Origin of the sequence: Shewanella mesophila, from assembly GCF_019457515.1 — a bacterium.
GTDB classification, from domain to species: Bacteria; Pseudomonadota; Gammaproteobacteria; order Enterobacterales; family Shewanellaceae; genus Shewanella; species Shewanella mesophila.
This window is the reverse complement of sequence record NZ_CP080421.1, coordinates 878,365-897,991: the sequence shown is the minus strand read 5'-3', so window position 1 is coordinate 897,991 and position 19,627 is coordinate 878,365. Positions and strand designations below refer to the sequence as shown.

Here is a 19,627-nt window from a genome sequence, read left to right as displayed (position 1 = left end):
CCTAATTTACTTTTCCAACAGACCTTTCGGTTGAAACTTCATTGATTCAACTTTATTTAATATCTTTGTAAAGGCCGCAAATCTATACAAAACTGTAACACGCTTACCTGTTGAGTTCGAAATTGCGTAATCAAACCCTCTTTCCTGCTCTTTATAAACAGAAGATTCCCACTCAACATCATCTACATCTTTATCGATATATCTGAGTAGCTCACTTTTAATTAACTTTGAGTTTTTTGGCTCTAATGCTAAATATCTTTGCTCGTCAGACATCATGGCAAAAGAAGATACTAATAGCTCAAACAAGACTTTATTTACTTTCCCTCCGGCTTCCTTCTTAAAAGCATCATTACCAAATATCGCTTTAATAGCTCTTAAAGAGTTTTTAAGTCGATAATCAATATCTTTAAAAATTGGAGCAGCGTCTTCTGGAGAACCATCTAATTCAAAACTGTACTGATTGAGAGTTTTCATTGCTTCACATAAGAAATCATCATTAGTTTTATAGTTATATGATTTAAAGCCTAAAATAAGAAATGATGTTGCTCTAAGGACATACTCAACATCTAACATTCTATCTGAGCTTATTTTTGCAGGAATGCTGTTAATAAATGTATCATCACTGGCAAAGTACTTACAAAATCTACTTGATGATCCTGGATAAAGAGCAGATCTTATCTCTTGATAACTTAAGTTTTTTCCATACGTATTTATTCTGTGGAATAACTCTCTTATCATTTCTTCACTATCGTTTGAGACTTGAATGAGGTGACCTTGAATTTGATACTCTCGAATTTTACGCTGTTCTTTTCTTGGTAGGTCTTTAAACATGAAAGTATTATATTGTGGAATTTGAGTTAGCTCTTTGAGTGCGAACTCACCTTTCATAAAATCAACAAGAGTTGTAGTTCTCTGAAGCCCATCAATTACTACCCAATCAAAGTCCACATCAGCTTTTGGATCCTTATTAGCCCTTTCCGCAAAATAAAATACGGGCAAGGGTAAACCTAATAAAATAGATTCTATTAACCTAGCCCTATCTTTAATAGGCCAAATCCGATCTTTACGCTGATATTCAGGCTTAAGATCTATTTCGTCATGTAATACCCTGTCGTATAGAAGTGATACTGTAGGGCTAATTTGAGTTATTCTAGTGGGAACTATTCCTTTTGAGACATTAACAAAGTCGGAATCTACACTAATCTGCTCATCAATAATATTATCTTCATCACTATCAGTCCCTAATGGAATAGAATCATCATCTATATCTGTATTATATGCTTCCGCTAAATCTATATTAACCACAGCTTCAGATAACTTGATCTCTAGATCTTTAATTCTATTTATTGTTTCTTGAACTGAGTCTACATCACTTTCGCCGGGATATTTCGTAAAAACAGTATTTAGACGATTCTCTAGAGAGCTTACAAGCTCCCTATGAATTATATAAAACTGAGATATATCAAAATCTCTATACCTATCTATTCTTTTTCTGACTTTTTTTGCTTCAATATTGGAGAGCTCTTTTAATGTCCCAAGCTCATGAGTGCTAGAGTCTTTTAGAAATAAGTGCTTCTTCTTTTCATATTTGAAGTGCTCTACAAAAGGGAGATTTGCTAAGATCGTTTCAGGTTGATGACGACTAGAGCCAGATCCGTTTAAAGCTTGATCAACACTTACATACCCTTTTTGCTCGAAAACACTCCATATTTTTTTTAATTCACTAAAAGTGCGAGTTCTTTTATTTGTACTCGACTTAACTAAGTATCGACTATTATCATAATCAACTTCTAATATAGTTATTGTTTCAGTTGAATTATTAATAGGTTGCAAATGAAGACCGACCATTCTCTCCAAGTATTGTAGAACATCAATAAATTGCATATTCGTTCCTTATTAAAAGCCAGTAATTACTATAAATCATCTTAACATTAAGCAGTTTAAATACTGAAAAATTCGAATAAATCATTTTAAAATATGAAGTTAATTCGCTCCAGTCAAACATGTTTATTCAAAAAACTCAAAACCGTTTCAGCTAGACCTTTTGCCGCTACATAAGGCACACCATTACCTATTGTCTTAAACATATTGCTTAATGTCATGTTTTCAGGGAAGTGAAACTCTGGAGGAAGTGTTTGTATAGCTAAAGCCTCTGCTGCACTTAATCGCCTCGCTTTATAAGGATGCAGGTGTACTTCATTGTTACCATATGCAGCTGTTGGCGAATACCTCCAGCGATGAAGCCTTTTGAAAGACTTCTTAGAATTATCACCCTCTTTAATTACTTTAAACTTATCAGATTTGGGCTTAAAAAAGTGTTTAGCGTTTGGATGATTCTCAACATCATTTTTCTCAAACCAATACTGAACTGTCAACTTAGACATTTCATCACTTATCGGTAAAGGTGAAATAGTCTTGGAATTTTCAATAAAGTCATCAGTTGCTGGCCACAACTTCTTATCCAGTAATTTCTTAGAATCTGCTATTAGTCTGCTTTTCCAGTCAAAAGTATCTTCTAAATCGCAATCGATTAATGAAGACTTGATACCGAACATTAAAATTCGATCTCGATCTTGCGGTGCTCCATATTCGAGAGAATTAGTGAGTCTATCTGTAATTTGGTAACCAGAAGACTTTAATAGCAGCTTAATCTCTTCATAAAACTCTCTATGCCGCTTGGTCCTCCATAACCCCTTCACATTTTCAAAAATAAAAAAGTCTGGCTGATCTTTCAAAATCAGATCAATATAGGTCTGGGTTAACTTACCATTATCTCCTTCACGTCCTTTATTCTTCCCCCCGACAGAAAAGTCAGGGCACGGTGGTCCCCCAATGAAACCCACTAACCTTTTCGATTTCTTCGCATCTGCTACAACCTGACTAAACCACTCCCTTTGGGGTCCAGACAAAAACTCCTCGATACTTTCATTACTATAACCAAAACACGGTGAGGAGTGTTTCATTTGGTTTCTCGTATACTTGTAAGCATCAAGAAAAGGCTTATGGAATTCATTAACAAACGCGATTTCGAAACCCGTGTTTTCAAAGCCTAAATCTAAAAAGCCTGAACCAGAGAAGAATGAGAATAATAAAGGTTTCGTCATAAAATCGCTTTTTACACCACAAAATAATAAGTTTAGCCAGTTATAATAACACGAATCAACAAGAACTATAACACCTTTAAGTCTATGAAAATAAATAATTTTCACACTAAATAAAACAAAGACTTACACCACATCAACTAGAATTATGAAACAATTTCAGATTAATCTCCTTAGCAAAAACGTGGAGGTAAAAACGTATACAGTAAGCTCTTCTCATGTTTAAACAACCACATATACGCTGCATTCTCAGCTTGCTTAATCTGATTTCGCGTAAAGCTTGGGTTGTCTCTGATACACTTTTCCAATATTGCCAGCATTTCATCTCGTTTGGCTTTATACCTAATCCTAGCTCTCAACTCTTTGATTTCTGGGTAGCACTTGAGTACTTGTTCCACAGCTCCCTGAGAAATCCCCAAATCCGTTGCAATATCTTCAGTTGGTTTACCTATGAGTAGCTTCCGCCAAATAATTCGTCGCTCTTTGTCGAAAACCTTACTGGGGCGAGTAGCTATAGGGACTTGATATTGAATCGCCCTTGCTTTTAATGTTGCGATAGATACGCCTGCTGACGCAGCTACCTTTCGAAGACTTTGACCATTGATAAGCAGGTTAATAAAATAGGACCAATCCAGCTCTACTTTTATCGATTGATTGTTAGGCAAGGCATCACACGTATGTTCCGATGCTATGAATTTTTTTAAATGCTCCCAACTGTCAAATAAAGAGAAGATAAATGCAAAATGCTGTAAAGGATGGTGCTGAACACTTCTTTGATAAAGTAAACACTGAGGAAAATAATCCTTCTTGACTTGGTGATAGAGTGTTCGAAAATGCTGTGTTTTATCACATAGCCTCTCTAAGTATTTTTGAACTAGCTTGTGTAGCGTTGCCTGCCTGACACGCCCACACTGCGTGAGCAAACCAAGCTCCCTCAAACGATCCCAATACGCATTATATAAATCAGGTAAATGGATATCGCAGTTGAGATCGTGTAGTTCAGATGCCAGTAAAGACGAAAATCGATATTCTTCACCATCAAATACTTCTATATTTAGATTTTTATTTTCCTTTGGTAAAAGCAACTTTATTGGAGAGCACACTTCGCTGTTCAAAATGCACTTATGCTTAGGACACGATAATGCCCCTGTAATTTGATGTTCCAGATGCCAATATGTGGTCCCGTAAGTATCAATATTTTCCTTCATACATAAGGGGCAAGATTTCAACTCCTTTCCATACGTGAATCTACTTGCCACTATTCCTAATTGACTCTGTAAACTTTCTGTTTTACCCGTCCTGAGTGAGTCATAAAGCCTTAAGCACATATCAGGCGATAAAAATGGTTCGTAATAATGAAAGCTCGTCATCTGGTTAATAAGAGTAGGCATATCAATCCCACTTAATCCTTCAAACTCATTCAAAAATGATGGGAATTCGTTATTGGGGCGAGAACCATTTATTTTAAACAACTTCAATGTATTGCCTTTAAATGAAGCTTGAGCAGAAACCAGGTGAAATCGGCAAAGCAGGCTATAAACAGTTTCATCGGGTAAAGGCTTTGGGAAAAAAGAGTACACAGGACCGTGCTCTAGCGATTTTCTAACCAGTAAGCAAGAGCCAACCAATACACATAATTTCTAACACCATGACTTTTATGTTGGCCCGCAAACATCGATCTCAGTATATTGATAGTTCCTCTCTCTGTTGGTCTGGCAAAATCCCTAAAAAGGTATCTTAATAACTCATCCCCCAATACTTTTTCGAAATCCACATTCAATTCCTGACATACCTTCAATCTCCCCGCACGCTTTGAGACAGGCAAGTTTAGCCTGGAGACAATGTTATCCTTTAAATCCCATAGCGGTATTTGTAACGATGCATCATCCTCTAAATATGAATCAATAAAATCCTGCCATGATATGATTGTACTGGAAGGTTCTATCACTAAAGGCGACCAATTCATATTCTGATGAGGCAACTGTTCATAATACAAATTTTTGATTGGTGGGTTTGCAGTCTGAAGCACACACCTGTGTTTGTAACATCTAAAACTACTGGTTATTTGATGCTTCGCATGCCAAAAACTAGTCCCATAGTGGTTTAAATCTTCTTCTCTGCAATCTGCGCAGCTATGCCAATCTGTTGAAAATGAGAACATCTGCTGCTCATTCATATGCGTGTAAAAGGATATTAATTTTTCTAATTCAGATACGGGCTTTCCAGTCGATATTTGCCAAGGTACTAGTGATAGATTATTGGAAAAAACATCATGATTAGTTTCTAGTAACTTATAGAGTTGAGATGTCGTGCCGCAAAATATTTTGTTGGCTGTTATACCTCGATCAAAAATACCTCGCCGCTTTTGAAAAGATAGAAAATCGTCTTCTCCTGATGCTAAATAACTCCTTAACATCCATGAAAAAGTATGTTCACCAGGCAATATCTTACAATGAGGCATACTCATATTGGCAAATCCTCGTAACCATCGTCTTCTTTCGGTAAATTTGTTGGTACTGATGCAACTTGCTTCTCTAGCCGTTTAAAAGTAGCTAACTCTTTTTTAGTAAAGCTGTACTCCATCATGTAAGGTTCAATCTGTTCGATAATTGCTTTTGACTCTTGGCCTGTAAATTTATTCTCATCAGCAATTTTCAATAACTTTTTAATGAGCTTTGTAGTTTCGACATCTAAATCTGAATTTGTCGTCATCAGGTCATCGAAAGCATCAATTTTCCCATGTTTTAATGCTAAAATTGCAGGCTTCATAATCGAAAATTTCAAATTAAAAACAGTGGCTAACACTTCCTTTGAAAATTTATGTATTCCGTTTCTCAAACAATATTTGTTTGCCTGCTCAATAAGAAAAAATAAACAATGAGGTACACCACAAGTGTACTCGTAAACTCTTTGAACTAGCTCTTGAGTTAACTCTTGATATTCGTTAGTTAATTGATAACTCCATGCATACTCTACCAGCATTTTCCAGTCTTCAGATTCAGCGGAAAAATTAGCCCAATCAACTGGCATCCCTAGGCGACGAGCATTAGTAAAAACTTTGTTAGACAGTCGGTTTGCTTTAAATGTACCAATTTTGATAGTTGGTATTCTTGCTTCATGAGAAAAACGGTCAAATAAGGTAAAAATCAATGCTCGCTCATTGGGTGATGAAAAGCAGATGTTATGGATCTCATCAAAAATGATCATTCCTATTAATAGCGTTGTACATAAAGTAATAATCTTATCTATACACACTGATCTTTTCAGCGACCCATACTGCGTTTCATAGTCTGTCCCATACACGGCATCTATTTTTGAAGCTATAGCCAAACATATGGACTTGCTGTCTGCCTCTCCGGGAATATTGACTTTTATATAGTTAATATGAGTCGTCTCAACGCCAAGAGGTCCATCATGAGGGTGAATCAAAACAGGTGGAATAAGCGCAAGAATGCTATCAACAACGGTAGTTTTTCCCATTCCAGATATACCGGTAAATTTAATATTAGGGGCCGTTGTTCTTGTTCGCTGATACGTTTTCGTTGCTATATTGTTCTTCCACTTTTCAGTGTTAGGATCTAACGGGTTTCGACTAATAAACCCTTCTTTTAAGGTATTAAGGAGATCACAATAAATATCAAAATATTCTGAAGTTGGACAAACAGATTTCATAATCTCTGACGCCAATAACTCCCTCGTTTCCACATCGAAACTATCCAGTTGCTCAGGAACTTCAACCAAGTCAACGACAGCATCCCAGAAAGCTTCCTGAGACAAACGTATTGGTAGGCATTCAATCAAAGGATTACCGCTGAGAATAGGTGAGTTTAACTTGTGATATTGCGCAACTTGAAACCCCATTAACTTTTACCTCGACGATTGTTTTTTAGCCGCTCTTTCATTTTCTGTGCGAATGGATGCGCTGCTTCTGATGAAGTTTGTTCCACAGATGGGTCTGTGCTCTCAATCTCGCTATCACTATTTCGAGCCTGATCGATCCCGGCTCCTGTCATTTGTTTAAATTGATTTGAAGAAGCTTCAATTTCACGTTTGATTGCTTCATCTCTATTTGCTGATAAGTCTTGAGAGTTTGCTGCATTAGCACTAATCTGCTGCTTTTCAAGTAGTGCATTCGCAACAATATTTTCAGCATTAATTCGGACAGCACTTAAATTTTCTTGATAAGATATTGATAGTTTATTATTTTCAATTTTCTCTTCTTTTTTATAATTAGCAACTAACTCTGCTGGCATGTTTTCATACAATCGGTCAACTGGTTGTAAATAAGCAGGCTTCAAACCATCTGGCGTATCTATATAGATAACGCCTAATGAGTAACGCATAAAGCGACAAGGATACTTCGGCAGTTCTTTTCCTCTTTTAACGTCTTGTACTCCGTTTTCCAATATCCATTGGCAGTTGTATTTCAATCCCTTAGATGATTTGCCAGCGGACTTAAAATACCGACCAGGTAGCAGTATATATTCTCGATGTACTGTGACCTGCCCAACCTCTAAAAGTGAAAAATATAATTCAGTCTCATTAACAGGTTTTAAATAGCCGGGTCTATGCTTAAGTCCCCATTCAAATTTAGACATTGGAACCTTCTGTACCCCATCTTGCTTCATTTCCTTTGTTAAAGTCAGGCTCTCAACAGGCGCAAAGTTATTATAGGTAGTGATAAAGTCAATAAGTAGCTGATACAACTCACGAATATTTAAAAGAGCATCTTTTCTCAAATTTCGTTTTAAATAATCAGCTATATTTTTCCTTCCCACCCCAGGAACAAGCCCAAACAAGAAGTCCTCTAGAGACTTATGTTTTCGCTCTACTGCACCTTTCTGGTTTGACCGACCTTCGGTATTATAAATCTGTTCGATATGTGCATCTTGGCTTAAGGATCTCTCTAATTCAGCTTTAAACTCATGATTATCGACCATAATGCATCTGCATTTACCAGAGATATTAAAAGGATGATTAAGCTTTATACCGATTTCTTCACAGAACTTTGTTTTATCTCGAAAGGCTATAAAAATAATTTCACGCGCTGTGTGAGCAGACGCTTTTGCAAATGTTAACAATAGTGCAACCCACACTGAGCTGAATAAATCTACAACAGAGTAACAAGTTGGCCGCCCAACTCGTTTCTGACGAGTTGGATCGAATTCATCCACTAATTCAATTGCTAAAGGTGTCTCATCAATTTGATATACATGCCCAGGACCTTCAGCATAAAACTCTTCTAGATTTCCTTTTAAACCTGCCACATCTTTGTGGTGCTGATCAGAAGTTCCTTGTGCCTCTTGCTCCTTAGCTTTATTTTTGTTCCTAAACTTGGACGCATAGTTTTCAAACTGTTTTAGAGATAATAGTAGTTCGGCATCCCAGCGTTTTAACTTTGAGATCTCACCGGTATGAATATCAATGACAGGGTCACTTGCATAAGTGTCGAGATAAACTTGATAAGCTTCAGCATAGCTAAGTGGTGCCCTTGTGAATATTTTCTTTCTAATAATTGTTTCAATATGCCGCTTATCGTTATCATTAATCATTCGCCCAATAGTGCCATCGCCTCTTTCTGGCCCAGTTTTTTTGAGGTATGTTTTATTTTTTCCATGCCCACTGCCGGGTTTTCTTAGGAATGCATTTTTATTTGAGCCTGCTTTCAAAAAACGATTAACCCATTGATACAATTGCGTTCTATTCACTGTAACGCCTAATGATTTAGCTATCAGTAAACAATTTTTTACCGTATTTTTCCCATAAGTATTGGAAAGTGAATACTCCTCTATGTTTCGTATGATTGGCTCAATAACTCGGAACTTAGCGTCTCTTAACTCTCTTTGCTCAGCCGTTAAGCTCTCATCACTTACAAGTAAATGAGCAGGTGTATCTAAAATAGCCTTCCTCAAAATCAAACTATCTAATTCGTCATAAATAGCCTTTAAACTAAACAGGCTCGGTTTTTGCTCCTTAGTCATATTTACCATAAGCACCCGATCTGTGGTGCCGTCAATAAACACAACAATGTGAGGCTCAACAATTAAAGCTGACTCATTCTCAACGCCTGGAGTTAAAAGATCGTCAAGTTGTAGTTCATCAGCCACGATTAACATCACAACCTAATTGCTCAAGAGATAACTCATACCTTAATTTAATAGAAGATAGGTTTGCTTTAATATGCTTATTCCAGATACAAAACTGGCAAATCTCAACAGACTCTTGATAACTGATACCGAGCTCTAAAGCGATTGCTGTGACTAGCTCGCTCAAACGTTGCTTTTTATAACTTAAACCTTTTTTGCTAAACAGTTGTAGCCATCTCGGATGAAATATTTGTAACTTTACGGAAAGAGAGCATGAAGGAAAAAGTTGCTCTAAATTTTGGGCAAAAATTGTTTTTATTTGCTCACTCAATATAAGATACCAAGTTGCCCCTTTCGATTCCCAAAACGCCTTTTCTATTTTTAATTTATTGTCTAAATTTTTTCGCTGAGCTTCTGATAGATTTTTAAAAGCCTTTGTGTCTTTTATCGAGTATACAACTAACTTCCCAGACAAAGTTTTACACACAAAGTCGCTTGTCATTACGACTTCTACACTTCGTGAATATGGATATGTTGGATAACGAACCCCTAATTGCTTAGCGACACCGATGACTCGCTCAAGCGGCAGCAAAGGATACTGTTCTTTAATCGATACAAACTTCTTTGAAAAACGTAAGCGGTAAAAAAACATTCTCTCATTAGTAGATAATAAGTCTCGATCTTGCCCTCGCTCTTCAAAGTCGGGGGTTCGCGATTTGCTACCCATTGATTTTATATCTTGAGTGGTAATAAAGGAGTAATAAAGACGACTGTGTTTATTTAATTTTTCAAACTTACGAACCCAGCCATCGCGCACCTCTCTGGTAATATTTTGACGTCTCTTCATCGTAAAACTTAATCAATAAATCAATTATTGATTAAAAGAGTAAATCACATTTGCAAAAATATCAAATTTTCGATCAAAATCAATAACTTATAATAATATAGCGATAATTAAATGCCTGTCAAAACTCTCCTCATGCACAAACGTAAGCACTTAAAATGCCAATGAATTATCATCTTGGGAAGTTATATAAAAACCACAGAAAATAGACATCTAGAGATCCAGATTTAAAGTCTACTTGAATAAGTAAATCGGAACTTTCAAATGAGAAATTGATCAAAATACGTTCGAATTTGAAGTAGGTATTAAAGCCATTAATCAAAGGAGGTGGCTTCCAAAACTCCCTTCCGCTATTCCTTGACTGATAGGAACTTCATGCATCATTAATGCGTTACTTCATTCCTTTTGATAGAGCTCAGCGTAGGTCTCTGAATAAATAAGCTCTGGAATATTCATTAAAACCACTACTTTTTAAGATTGCTTTTCGGTTAAACCCGGTTTAATAGTTACGGCCAGCTCTTCATTGCTAGCGTTGCTCTAGTCTTTCGTGAAGACGCGTCTGTAAAAATCGCTTACCTATAAACCTCTAAGATAGCTGCATTACTTTTTCTATCGAGTTCCATAATAGTGTTAATTTCCAGTATTGTGCCTAATATATTGACGATATAGTGCAAAAAAGCATTATTACGTAACCAAAGCCTACCGTACGATTTTCAGATCGTGTATGAGTCATTGCAACTGATTTGATTGGAGATAGAATTCCCAAACACAATCCAAAATTTGAATCCAATGTTAAAATTTTCCTTCTGTACTCCCAGATTGATAAGTTTCAGCAAGCTCAGTAGCACTTACCTCAAATAAACGAAGTGCAGCGCGAGCTGAAGATTGCGATTCAATACGAGCAAACAACTCTTCAAATTGCATTGCATCTCTGCGCTTTTCAAGTTGTTCTATCAAAGCAGGTTCACCATGTTGGTATACGTCTGGTATATCTAGGTTAATGACTTTGTCCAAAAAGCGCTGCCCAGTGTAATTTTCAATACGGCGAACATGTTCCTTCTCCATGACAAATACGACATCAGCCCAAGTTAATAATTCTTCACTACACAAGGTCGTGCCGTTTCGCTTGCACTCTTTCTCGCTCAAACCCGCTGAGCGATAGACGCGTAGTGGATCTTTCTCCGCAAAGTAGTCTTCAGCTGTTTTGCTGCGATTTAAATTCGATGTACATAAAAATAAGATATTCATTACAACTTCTTCTCAGTTGACTGCTTGAGCAGCTGCTTGATGCAATAGTCTCTGCGTATCATCAAATAATGCGCCAAAGTCTTTCTCATTAAGCTGGGGTGGTAGCATCAGCTGAACGGTTGGAATGTGTGTCTTAGGGCAAACCGCAACATGCAATACCTCAACAATCCCATCTCCCACCATTTCGGATAACGTTCGGAACAACCGATGTAAAACAAACACAAAAGCATCATCAACCTGCAAAGGGCTGTAGAAGAATACATTAGGTGAGTAATCTCTAAGATGCTGTTCAAGTACAGTCGCATACATATCGGGAGCTCCTAAACCGATCAAAAACTATCGTTTAAGAATGAACTAGAATTAGGAAAAAATCTCGGAAGTGTCACTAAAATTTCGCTAGACAAGAAGATTTCCACGACTGCTTCGAGCAAACTGTGTTGCCATTACAACACTTCTCAAATCAGTCAAACAGTAATAAATGACCTTGAGTTGACCCCCAATCGTCATCATTGGACTTTTTAATTAGGATGAAAAGGCAAAAAAATAGACAAACCGGAGTTTGTCTATTTTTTTATAGGTTTGTCTAAATTTTAGATGTCGCTACACACGAAGCGAGGTTCAACGCAGCATTATCGAGGCTAAGTGACCATTTTACTTATAGTCGTCAATCGGTGCACAAGAACACATCAAATTACGGTCGCCATAAACGTCATCGATACGGTTAACCGTTGGCCAGAACTTGTTAGCCTTAACCGCGGCGCTTGGGAAGACCGCCATTTCACGGCTGTATGGACGTGAATCAAACTCGCTGTCCATGATGTCAGCCATGGTGTGTGGCGCATTGTGCAGTGGGTTGTTATCCACTGGCCACTCGCCTGCTTCTACTCGGGCGATTTCGCCACGAATTGAGATCATCGCATCGATGAATCTATCTAGCTCAACTTTAGACTCAGATTCGGTTGGCTCTATCATTAAGGTTCCAGCAACAGGGAAACTCATGGTTGGCGCGTGGAAACCATAGTCGTTTAGACGCTTAGCGATATCCATTTCGGTCACGCCAGACGCTTCTTTAAGCGGGCGCAGATCGATAATACATTCGTGAGCAACGCGGTCATTACGGCCAGTGTAAAGCACTGGATAATGAGCAGATAGCTTCTTCATCATGTAGTTAGCGTTAAGCAGTGCCACTTGGGTAGATTGTCTTAAGCCTTGGAAACCCAGTAACTTAATGTACATCCAAGTGATAGGCAAAATGCTAGCGCTACCGTATGGTGCAGCCGATACAGCGCCGTTGTTGTCTGATTCACGACCATGTTTAACCACGGCGTGACCAGCAACAAATGGCGCAAGGTGAGCTTTAACACCAATAGGACCCATACCTGGTCCGCCGCCGCCATGTGGGATCGCGAAGGTTTTATGCAGGTTAAGGTGAGACACGTCGGCACCGATGAAACCAGGAGAGGTTAAGCCCACCTGCGCGTTCATGTTGGCACCATCGAGGTAAACCTGACCACCATGGTTATGGATGATCTCGCAGATCTCGCCGATGGTTTCTTCATACACACCGTGAGTCGATGGGTAAGTGACCATGATGCATGAAAGATTTTCGGCCACTTCGGCAGCTTTAATCTTGAGATCTTCCAGATCGACGTTACCCGCTTTGTCACATGCGGTAACCACGACTTTCATGCCCGCAAGCTGTGCTGACGCTGGGTTAGTACCGTGAGCCGATTGTGGGATTAGACAGATGTTTCTGTGCGCGTCGCCACGTGATTCATGGTATTTCTTAATGGCTAATAGGCCCGCGTATTCACCCTGTGCACCTGAGTTTGGCTGCATGCAAACCGCGTCGTATCCCGTGATATCAACAAGCCATCTTGATAGCTCTTCGATAAGCTCGGCATAACCTTGCGCCTGATCTTGTGGGCAGAATGGGTGCATGTTGCCAAACTCTGGCCAGCTAACGGGCATCATCTCTGTTGCCGCGTTTAGCTTCATGGTGCATGAGCCTAACGAGATCATAGAGTGGTTTAGGGCTAAATCTTTGTTTTCGAGACGCTTGATGTAACGCATCATCTCGGTTTCGCTTTGGTAGCGATTAAACGTTGGGTGAGTCAAGATAGCATCGGTACGCACAAGCTCAGCAGGAATTGAACTACTGCCATTAGCCACAATGCTGGCATCGATTGCAGCAACGTCTAAGCCATGACCTTCACCTAAAATGACATCAAATAGCTGAGTAATATCGGCGCGAGTCGTTGGCTCAGAGATGCTTACCCCTAAGATACCATCGCTATCAACACGTAGGTTAACACCCGCAGCAGCTGAGCGTGCAACAACGGCAGCACTATCGGCAAGCTTAAATGAAACGGTATCGAACCAAGTCTTGTTGACCAGTTCTACGCCCTTAGCGCTTAGGCCTGCGCCCAAGATATCGGCAAGACGGTTAATACGCTGAGCAATGGTTTTAAGCCCTTGTGGGCCATGGAATACGGCGTAGAAAGAGGCCATGTTGGCCAATAACACCTGTGCAGTACAGATGTTTGAGTTGGCTTTTTCGCGGCGGATATGTTGCTCACGAGTTTGCATTGCCATACGCAGTGCGCGATTACCGCGAGCATCTTGTGATACACCGATAATACGACCCGGAAGTGAACGCTTGTGCTCGTCACGAGAGACGAAGAATGCCGCGTGTGGACCACCAAAGCCCATTGGTACGCCAAAACGCTGCGCGCTACCAAAAACAACATCTGCGCCCATGGCACCTGGTGATTTAAGCATGACCAGTGACATGATGTCGGCTGCAACGGTAACGACCGCTTTTTTCTCTTTTAGCGCAGCAAATAGCTCGGTGAAATCACGAATTTCACCATGGCGGTTGCTGTACTGGAACATAGCGCCAAATAGCTCGTAGTTAACGGCCTCTTCTGCTGGGCCAGTCACAACCTCAAAACCAAAACACTCGGCGCGGGTTTTCACCACGTCGACAGTTTGTGGGAATACGTCATCGGCAACGAAGAAGATATTGGCTTTTTTAGCCTTAGAGACGCGTTTCGCCAGCGCCATTGCTTCGGCAGCTGCGGTTGCTTCATCGAGTAATGATGCTGAGGCTAAATCAAGACCGGTTAGATCCATCGACACCTGTTGGAAGTTTAGAATAGCTTCTAGACGACCTTGAGCGATTTCTGGCTGATATGGAGTGTAGGCTGTGTACCAACCTGGGTTTTCAAGCACGTTGCGCTGGATAACACTTGGCACTAGTGTGCCGTGGTAACCCATGCCGATGTAGCTTTTAAACACCTTGTTTTTATCGGCAATGGCGCGAATAGCGGCCATACCTTCGGCTTCGCCACATGCACTGCCAACCGCAAGGTCGCGGCCTAGACGAATCGACTCAGGTACGATCTGCTGTGTTAAATCTTCTAAAGATTCTGCACCAACGAAGTTCAGCATCTCTTGCTGTTCAGCGCTGTCCGGGCCAACGTGACGACGGATAAATAGTTCGTGCTGCTCTAACTGAGTGAGTGTTTCTTTGGTCATGTTAAACCTAGTTCCATATTTGCCAGTATCCTACCTGTAGGGGGGTGGTGTTACCGGTCTCGTTTTTAATGTTGGGCTGTATAACGAACAAAGCCCCATGTCACATTGTCACGGGGCTTTGTTGATATCGACGCTTACTCTTCGTCGATAACTTCTTGATAACCTTCGGCATCAAGCAAGCTGTCTATTTCTGATTCATCAGAAGGCATTATGCGGAAGAACCAACCGTCACCGTATGCATCACTATTAACTAGCTCTGGAGAATCTTCTAGTGATTCGTTTACTGCGATCACTTCACCAGAGATTGGTGCGTAGATGTCAGATGCGGCTTTTACAGACTCAGCAACGGCGCAGTCATCGCCAGCGCTAACCGTATCGCCAACTTCTGGTAGCTCAACGAATACCATATCACCGAGTAGTTCTTGGGCATGTTCGCTGATACCAACAGTGTATGAACCGTCTGACTCCTTGCGGATCCATTCGTGTGAAGAAGCGTATTTGAGTTCAGCTGGAATATTGCTCATTGTTTTTGTTCCTTGTTCCGTAATGCTAAATTTACTAATCAGACAATGCGTTGATTGTTACTGTTAAGACATAAGTTCGGTTACTTGCTAGTTGACGAGGTTAGCCCAAATTCTTTGGCTATTTGTGGAGCTAGCGCGCAATTGAACAATCTCATTTGCGACTTTAATCCCTCAAATAGCCCAATTGGCTATTGCCTCGTCAACTTATTAGAAAGCTTGTTTACCGTTGCGTACAAAGCTAGGTGCGATAACTTTAACAGCCACACGCTTTTTACGCATATCTACTTCTGCGACTTCACCAACAGAATTAGGTACACGCGCCATTGCAATAGAATAGCCTAAGGTTGGCGAGAATGTACCACTGGTAATAGTGCCTTGTTGTTCAACGCCATCAGCGTCGGTAAAGAACACTGACATGCCAGGACGGATAACGCCCTTCTCTTCCATCACCAAGCCCACAAGCTTATCTGTTCCAGCGGCCTTAATAGCGGTTAACGCTTCACGACCGATAAAGTCACGATCTTGTGGTTCCCACGCGATGGTCCAGCCCATGTTGGCCGCGAGCGGGTTAACGCTTTCGTCCATATCTAAGCCATATAGGTTCATGCCTGCTTCTAAACGAAGCGTGTCACGGGCACCTAAACCACATGGCTTAACGCCATTGTCGAGTAATGCTTGCCAAAGGGCGGCCGCTTCATCTTCAGGGACAATGATCTCGTAACCCGCTTCACCGGTATAACCAGTAGTGGCAATAAACAAGGAGCCAGATTGCACACCAAAGAAAGGCTTCATTCCTTCTACTGCAGCATTTTGCTCGGCAGTAAATACGATTGCCGCTTTGGCTTTAGCGTTAGGGCCTTGAACGGCAATCATCGCCAGCTCAGGACGCTCAGTAATCGTGACATCGAAGCCTTTAACTTGCTCATTGATCCAAGCTAAGTCTTTTTCACGAGTCGCAGAGTTAACGACCACACGGTAATGAGTGTCAGTGAGATAATAGGTGATGAGGTCGTCGATCACGCCAGCATTGTGGTCTAGCATGCCGCCATAAAGCGCCTTACCAGGTACTTTTAATTTGGCTACGTCGTTGGCCAATAGCTTACGTAGAAATTCACAGGCCTCGCTACCCGTGACATCAACCACTGTCATATGAGAGACGTCAAACATACCTGCGTCTTGACGTACAGCGTGGTGTTCTTCAATTTGAGAGCCGTAGTTTAGCGGCATGTCCCAACCATGGAAGTCAACCATCTTGGCATTAGATTCCAAGTGCTTATTAAAGAGTACAGTTTTATTAGCCATTATTATCTCTTCTTTATGCCCTTTTCGGGTCTTGCCTGGCAGCAACCACATAACGAAAACGTAAAGGTAATGACCTGACCGATAGGTTCGGCAACCAACTCATTTATCAATTTAGTCTTAACTATGCGGCACCTAAGTGTGCTTTATAGACACACCTGAACGTAGGGTACGTTGGGCCAGGATGTGATTGCAAAGATGAATTTTTGCATCAATTGCGTTGAATAAGATGCATCGACCACGCTTAGTCTAAACATGGTCAATGGTATCAAAATGCGGCGAAATTATACCTTGCGTCACAGTTTTGTATACAAGAGAATTTTCTAATCCGAACGGTTTTAGCATTACTTTTTCTCATGTTAAAAATGTAGTTTTTTTACATAAAAAAGAGCCGTCGAAATGAAAAAACCTCAAGCGTCTGTATTTAAAAATAAAATAATAAAAATCTGTTATTTTCTCAGCGGCTATTTGCACAGCGTCGGCAGACGAGATTTGTTACCCATCGCCTGCTGCATAAACAGTGTTTTCACAGGAGAAAAGTTATCGACCAAGTTTAGGCCAAGATCTCGCAGCGCTTTCTTAATTGGATTACTGCCATCGAATAAGCGCTTAAAGCCCTCCATTGCGGCAATCATCTCCAATGCATCGGCTTTACGCCAGCGCTCTAGTGGACGCAAATTAGCATAATCACCAATATCTTTACCTTTACGCTTAAGCTCTGCGAGGGATTCAATGGTGGCGGCGGCATCGAGGAAACCTAAGTTAACGCCCTGGCCAGCTAACGGATGGATGGTGTGGGCCGCATCCCCAACCAAAACCAAACGGTGGCGAGCAAAGTGGCGGGCATAACGCATGCGCAGCGGAAAGGCTTGTAGCTCACTGGCTAACTTACACATCCCAAGCTTACCGTCGAATGCAGCGGTGAGGCTGCGCTCAAATTCTGTGGTGTCGCCATCTAATAGCGCTTGCGCCTTGGTAGGTGGCACCGACCACACGATAGAGCAGAGATCGGGTTCAAATAGAGGTAAAAATGCTAATGGACCCTCGCTAAGAAATACCTGCCTAGCGGTGTCGTTGTGGGGGAGTTCTGTGCGGATCGAGGCCACGAGGGCATGATGACCATAATCCCAAAAGGTCATCGGGATCTTACACTGATCGCGCACCCACGAATTAGCCCCATCGGCGCCAATCACTAAGGCTGCCGACAAGTTGTCGCCATTATCTAAAGTGAGCCAGGCTTCTCGCTCGCCAAAGGCAATTTTATCTAAACGGCGATTTTCAAGGTGGGTGATTTCACTCAGTTCAGCAACTCGAGTCGCTAGCCCATGAGCAATGTTATCGTTTTCAATAATGCTGCCTAGGGTCTGCTCGCTAATACTGTGCGCATCGAAACCTATTTTACCTAGGCCATCCTTGTCCCATACGGCCATCTTTTGATAGGGCCCGATACGAGATTCATCGACATAAGCCCAAGCGCCAAGATGGGTGAGTAAACGTTGGCTCGCCTTATTAATCGCGCTGACGCGCAAACGAGCCCCTCCCGAAACGGCTTGGGTTTCGCCCGCATCGATAACCACGACTCGCAACTCTTCCATTGCAAGGCCTATGGCGGTTGCCAGTCCCACCATACCACCACCAACAATGGCTACATCATAGGTTTGTGTACTGAACATAGGATTATCCTTTATAAAAACGAAGTCGTTGTCTGAGGTGATTTCCAGCCCATTGCCTTTCGAGCGATAGGCGTTTTAAGCGGTGGGCACCACGAAAGCAGTCGAAGGCCCAAGTTACGTCCGGCGACCAGTGGCCAATACTGATTAGAGAAGCCGCGCACTAAAAACTCGACGTTGTTAATGGTGGACTCTCTATCATCAGTGCGCTCGGCGAGGTATTGGTGAGTCAGCTTAGCACCGCCAATATCTTCATCATGGATTAACGCTGTGCGCACCTGATCGATTAAACACACTAGATCTCGCAATCCTAGGTTAAAGCCTTGCCCGGCGATAGGATGCAGCGTCTGGGCGGCATTGCCAATAAAGACGGTGCGTTGATAGATAGGCCTTTGCATATAAGAAAGTTTTAGAGGATAGGCGTGACGCTCACCCACATCGATAAACTCCCCAGCCCTAAAACCAAAATCACTTTGCAGTGTTGATAAAAATTGCGCTTTCGATGCCGCTAACATCTGCTGTGCTTTTTCTGGTGATAAGGCCCACACAAGGGATACCCTCGCCTGACCGTCGACATTAGCCATTGGCAATAGGGCTAATGGCCCTGTGCCAGTAAAGCGCTCAAACGCCCATTGTTCGTGAGGCTTATCGGTAGCGATATTAGCCACCACCGCGACTTGTTCAAAATCGACCTGCTCAAGTGGTAATTTAAAGTCGCGCCTAACAATAGAATTGAGTCCATCGGCGGCCACTACTAACTTAGCGTTAAACTGATGACCGTCATCTAACAGCAGTTGATTGCTATCGACCCCGGCTGTAATAGTGGCAACCTTAGCGGGGCAGTAAAGCTTAACCTGCTGTTTATCGAGTAAGCTAAATAGCGCCGCACCGACTCGCTGTAACTCCACCACTTGACCGAGATAAGGCAGATGAAAGTCATTGGCATTGAGGGTAGTCATGCCGAAATGACCACGATCGGAGACATGAATGTTTTCAATAGCGGTGCCAAGATGCATAAGCTTTGGCCAGAGTCCCAAGCGCGTGAGTTCGAAAACAGAACCTTGGGCGATGGCAATCGAGCGAGCATCGAAGCCTGGATGCTCAGCGCCGGGGCGACTCGCCTCAATTAGCGCTATTTTAAGAGGACGTTTAAGCTCTTCTGACAGTTTGGCTAGCCCTAACGCTAACGTCGCACCAGCCATGGCACCACCAACAATAGCGATGTCGAACTCATCTGGCACTGGCGTATTCTGAGTCTGAGCTTTCTGTGTATGAGTTAAGGTCGAAGCGGTCATTCACTTTCTCTTTGTTAGCA

Annotated in this window: 14 protein-coding genes; all 14 read right to left on the bottom strand. The window is 41.5% G+C overall.

Features of this window, described 5'->3' with window-relative positions:
* Window positions 1-6: 6 nt before the first annotated feature.
* Window positions 7-1,884 (bottom strand): DUF262 domain-containing protein, encoded by a 1,878-nt coding sequence (locus K0I73_RS04020; RefSeq protein WP_220063245.1) that lies wholly within the window; start codon window positions 1,882-1,884, stop codon window positions 7-9.
* Between the two features lie 113 nt (window positions 1,885-1,997).
* Window positions 1,998-3,104, bottom strand: a complete 1,107-nt coding sequence (locus K0I73_RS04015; protein WP_220063244.1) for a DNA cytosine methyltransferase — start codon at window positions 3,102-3,104, stop codon at window positions 1,998-2,000.
* 170 nt (window positions 3,105-3,274) lie between these two features.
* Window positions 3,275-4,681 carry a TnsD family Tn7-like transposition protein gene (locus tag K0I73_RS04010; RefSeq protein WP_220063243.1) on the bottom strand — a complete coding sequence of 469 codons (1,407 nt, stop codon included), beginning with the start codon at window positions 4,679-4,681 and terminating at the stop codon, window positions 3,275-3,277.
* A gap of 11 nt (window positions 4,682-4,692) precedes the next feature.
* On the bottom strand, window positions 4,693-5,568 hold the full coding sequence (locus K0I73_RS04005) for a hypothetical protein (protein WP_220063242.1): 876 nt from the start codon (window positions 5,566-5,568) through the stop codon (window positions 4,693-4,695).
* On the bottom strand, window positions 5,565-6,962 hold the full coding sequence (locus K0I73_RS04000) for an ATP-binding protein (protein ID WP_220063241.1): 1,398 nt from the start codon (window positions 6,960-6,962) through the stop codon (window positions 5,565-5,567). Before K0I73_RS04000 ends, K0I73_RS04005 begins: the two co-directional genes overlap by 4 nt.
* Complete coding sequence (locus K0I73_RS03995) at window positions 6,962-9,208, bottom strand: TnsB C-terminal domain-containing protein (protein WP_258405288.1); 2,247 nt, start codon at window positions 9,206-9,208, stop codon at window positions 6,962-6,964. Before K0I73_RS03995 ends, K0I73_RS04000 begins: the two co-directional genes overlap by 1 nt.
* Complete coding sequence (locus K0I73_RS03990) at window positions 9,201-10,034, bottom strand: TnsA endonuclease N-terminal domain-containing protein (RefSeq protein WP_220063240.1); 834 nt, start codon at window positions 10,032-10,034, stop codon at window positions 9,201-9,203. Before K0I73_RS03990 ends, K0I73_RS03995 begins: the two co-directional genes overlap by 8 nt.
* 789 nt (window positions 10,035-10,823) lie before the next feature.
* Entirely contained in the window at window positions 10,824-11,279 is a 456-nt protein-coding gene (locus K0I73_RS03985) for a hypothetical protein (protein ID WP_220063239.1), read from the bottom strand.
* Window positions 11,280-11,291: 12 nt separating this feature from the next.
* Entirely contained in the window at window positions 11,292-11,588 is a 297-nt protein-coding gene (locus K0I73_RS03980; protein ID WP_220063238.1) for a hypothetical protein, read from the bottom strand.
* 342 nt (window positions 11,589-11,930) lie between these two features.
* Complete coding sequence (gcvP, locus tag K0I73_RS03975; RefSeq protein WP_220063237.1) at window positions 11,931-14,819, bottom strand: aminomethyl-transferring glycine dehydrogenase; 2,889 nt, start codon at window positions 14,817-14,819, stop codon at window positions 11,931-11,933.
* 134 nt (window positions 14,820-14,953) lie between these two features.
* Complete coding sequence (gene gcvH, locus K0I73_RS03970; RefSeq protein WP_220063236.1) at window positions 14,954-15,343, bottom strand: glycine cleavage system protein GcvH; 390 nt, start codon at window positions 15,341-15,343, stop codon at window positions 14,954-14,956.
* A 207-nt stretch (window positions 15,344-15,550) separates the two neighbouring features.
* Window positions 15,551-16,645, bottom strand: a complete 1,095-nt coding sequence (gene gcvT, locus K0I73_RS03965) for a glycine cleavage system aminomethyltransferase GcvT (protein WP_220063235.1) — start codon at window positions 16,643-16,645, stop codon at window positions 15,551-15,553.
* Window positions 16,646-17,106: 461 nt separating this feature from the next.
* Window positions 17,107-18,315: an FAD-dependent monooxygenase gene (locus K0I73_RS03960; RefSeq protein WP_220063234.1), complete on the bottom strand. Its 1,209-nt coding sequence runs from the start codon at window positions 18,313-18,315 to the stop codon at window positions 17,107-17,109.
* An 11-nt stretch (window positions 18,316-18,326) separates the two neighbouring features.
* A complete protein-coding gene (gene ubiH / locus K0I73_RS03955) occupies window positions 18,327-19,607 on the bottom strand; it encodes a 2-octaprenyl-6-methoxyphenyl hydroxylase (RefSeq protein WP_220063233.1) in 1,281 nt (426 codons plus the stop codon).
* Between the last annotated feature and the right edge of the window lie 20 nt (window positions 19,608-19,627).

What these genes read in the sequence shown, in the direction of transcription:
- K0I73_RS03980 (WP_220063238.1), bottom strand. Translation starts at nt 11,588, where the DNA reads ATGTATGCGACTGTACTTGAACAGCATCTTAGAGATTACTCACCTAAT.
- K0I73_RS04000 (WP_220063241.1), bottom strand. Translation starts at nt 6,962, where the DNA reads ATGGGGTTTCAAGTTGCGCAATATCACAAGTTAAACTCACCTATTCTC.
- K0I73_RS03990 (WP_220063240.1), bottom strand. Translation starts at nt 10,034, where the DNA reads ATGAAGAGACGTCAAAATATTACCAGAGAGGTGCGCGATGGCTGGGTT.
- K0I73_RS04005 (WP_220063242.1), bottom strand. Translation starts at nt 5,568, where the DNA reads ATGAGTATGCCTCATTGTAAGATATTGCCTGGTGAACATACTTTTTCA.
- K0I73_RS04020 (WP_220063245.1), bottom strand. Translation starts at nt 1,884, where the DNA reads ATGCAATTTATTGATGTTCTACAATACTTGGAGAGAATGGTCGGTCTT.
- gcvP (WP_220063237.1), bottom strand. Translation starts at nt 14,819, where the DNA reads ATGACCAAAGAAACACTCACTCAGTTAGAGCAGCACGAACTATTTATC.
- K0I73_RS03960 (WP_220063234.1), bottom strand. Translation starts at nt 18,315, where the DNA reads ATGTTCAGTACACAAACCTATGATGTAGCCATTGTTGGTGGTGGTATG.
- gcvH (WP_220063236.1), bottom strand. Translation starts at nt 15,343, where the DNA reads ATGAGCAATATTCCAGCTGAACTCAAATACGCTTCTTCACACGAATGG.
- K0I73_RS04015 (WP_220063244.1), bottom strand. Translation starts at nt 3,104, where the DNA reads ATGACGAAACCTTTATTATTCTCATTCTTCTCTGGTTCAGGCTTTTTA.
- K0I73_RS03985 (WP_220063239.1), bottom strand. Translation starts at nt 11,279, where the DNA reads ATGAATATCTTATTTTTATGTACATCGAATTTAAATCGCAGCAAAACA.
- gcvT (WP_220063235.1), bottom strand. Translation starts at nt 16,645, where the DNA reads ATGGCTAATAAAACTGTACTCTTTAATAAGCACTTGGAATCTAATGCC.
- ubiH (WP_220063233.1), bottom strand. Translation starts at nt 19,607, where the DNA reads ATGACCGCTTCGACCTTAACTCATACACAGAAAGCTCAGACTCAGAAT.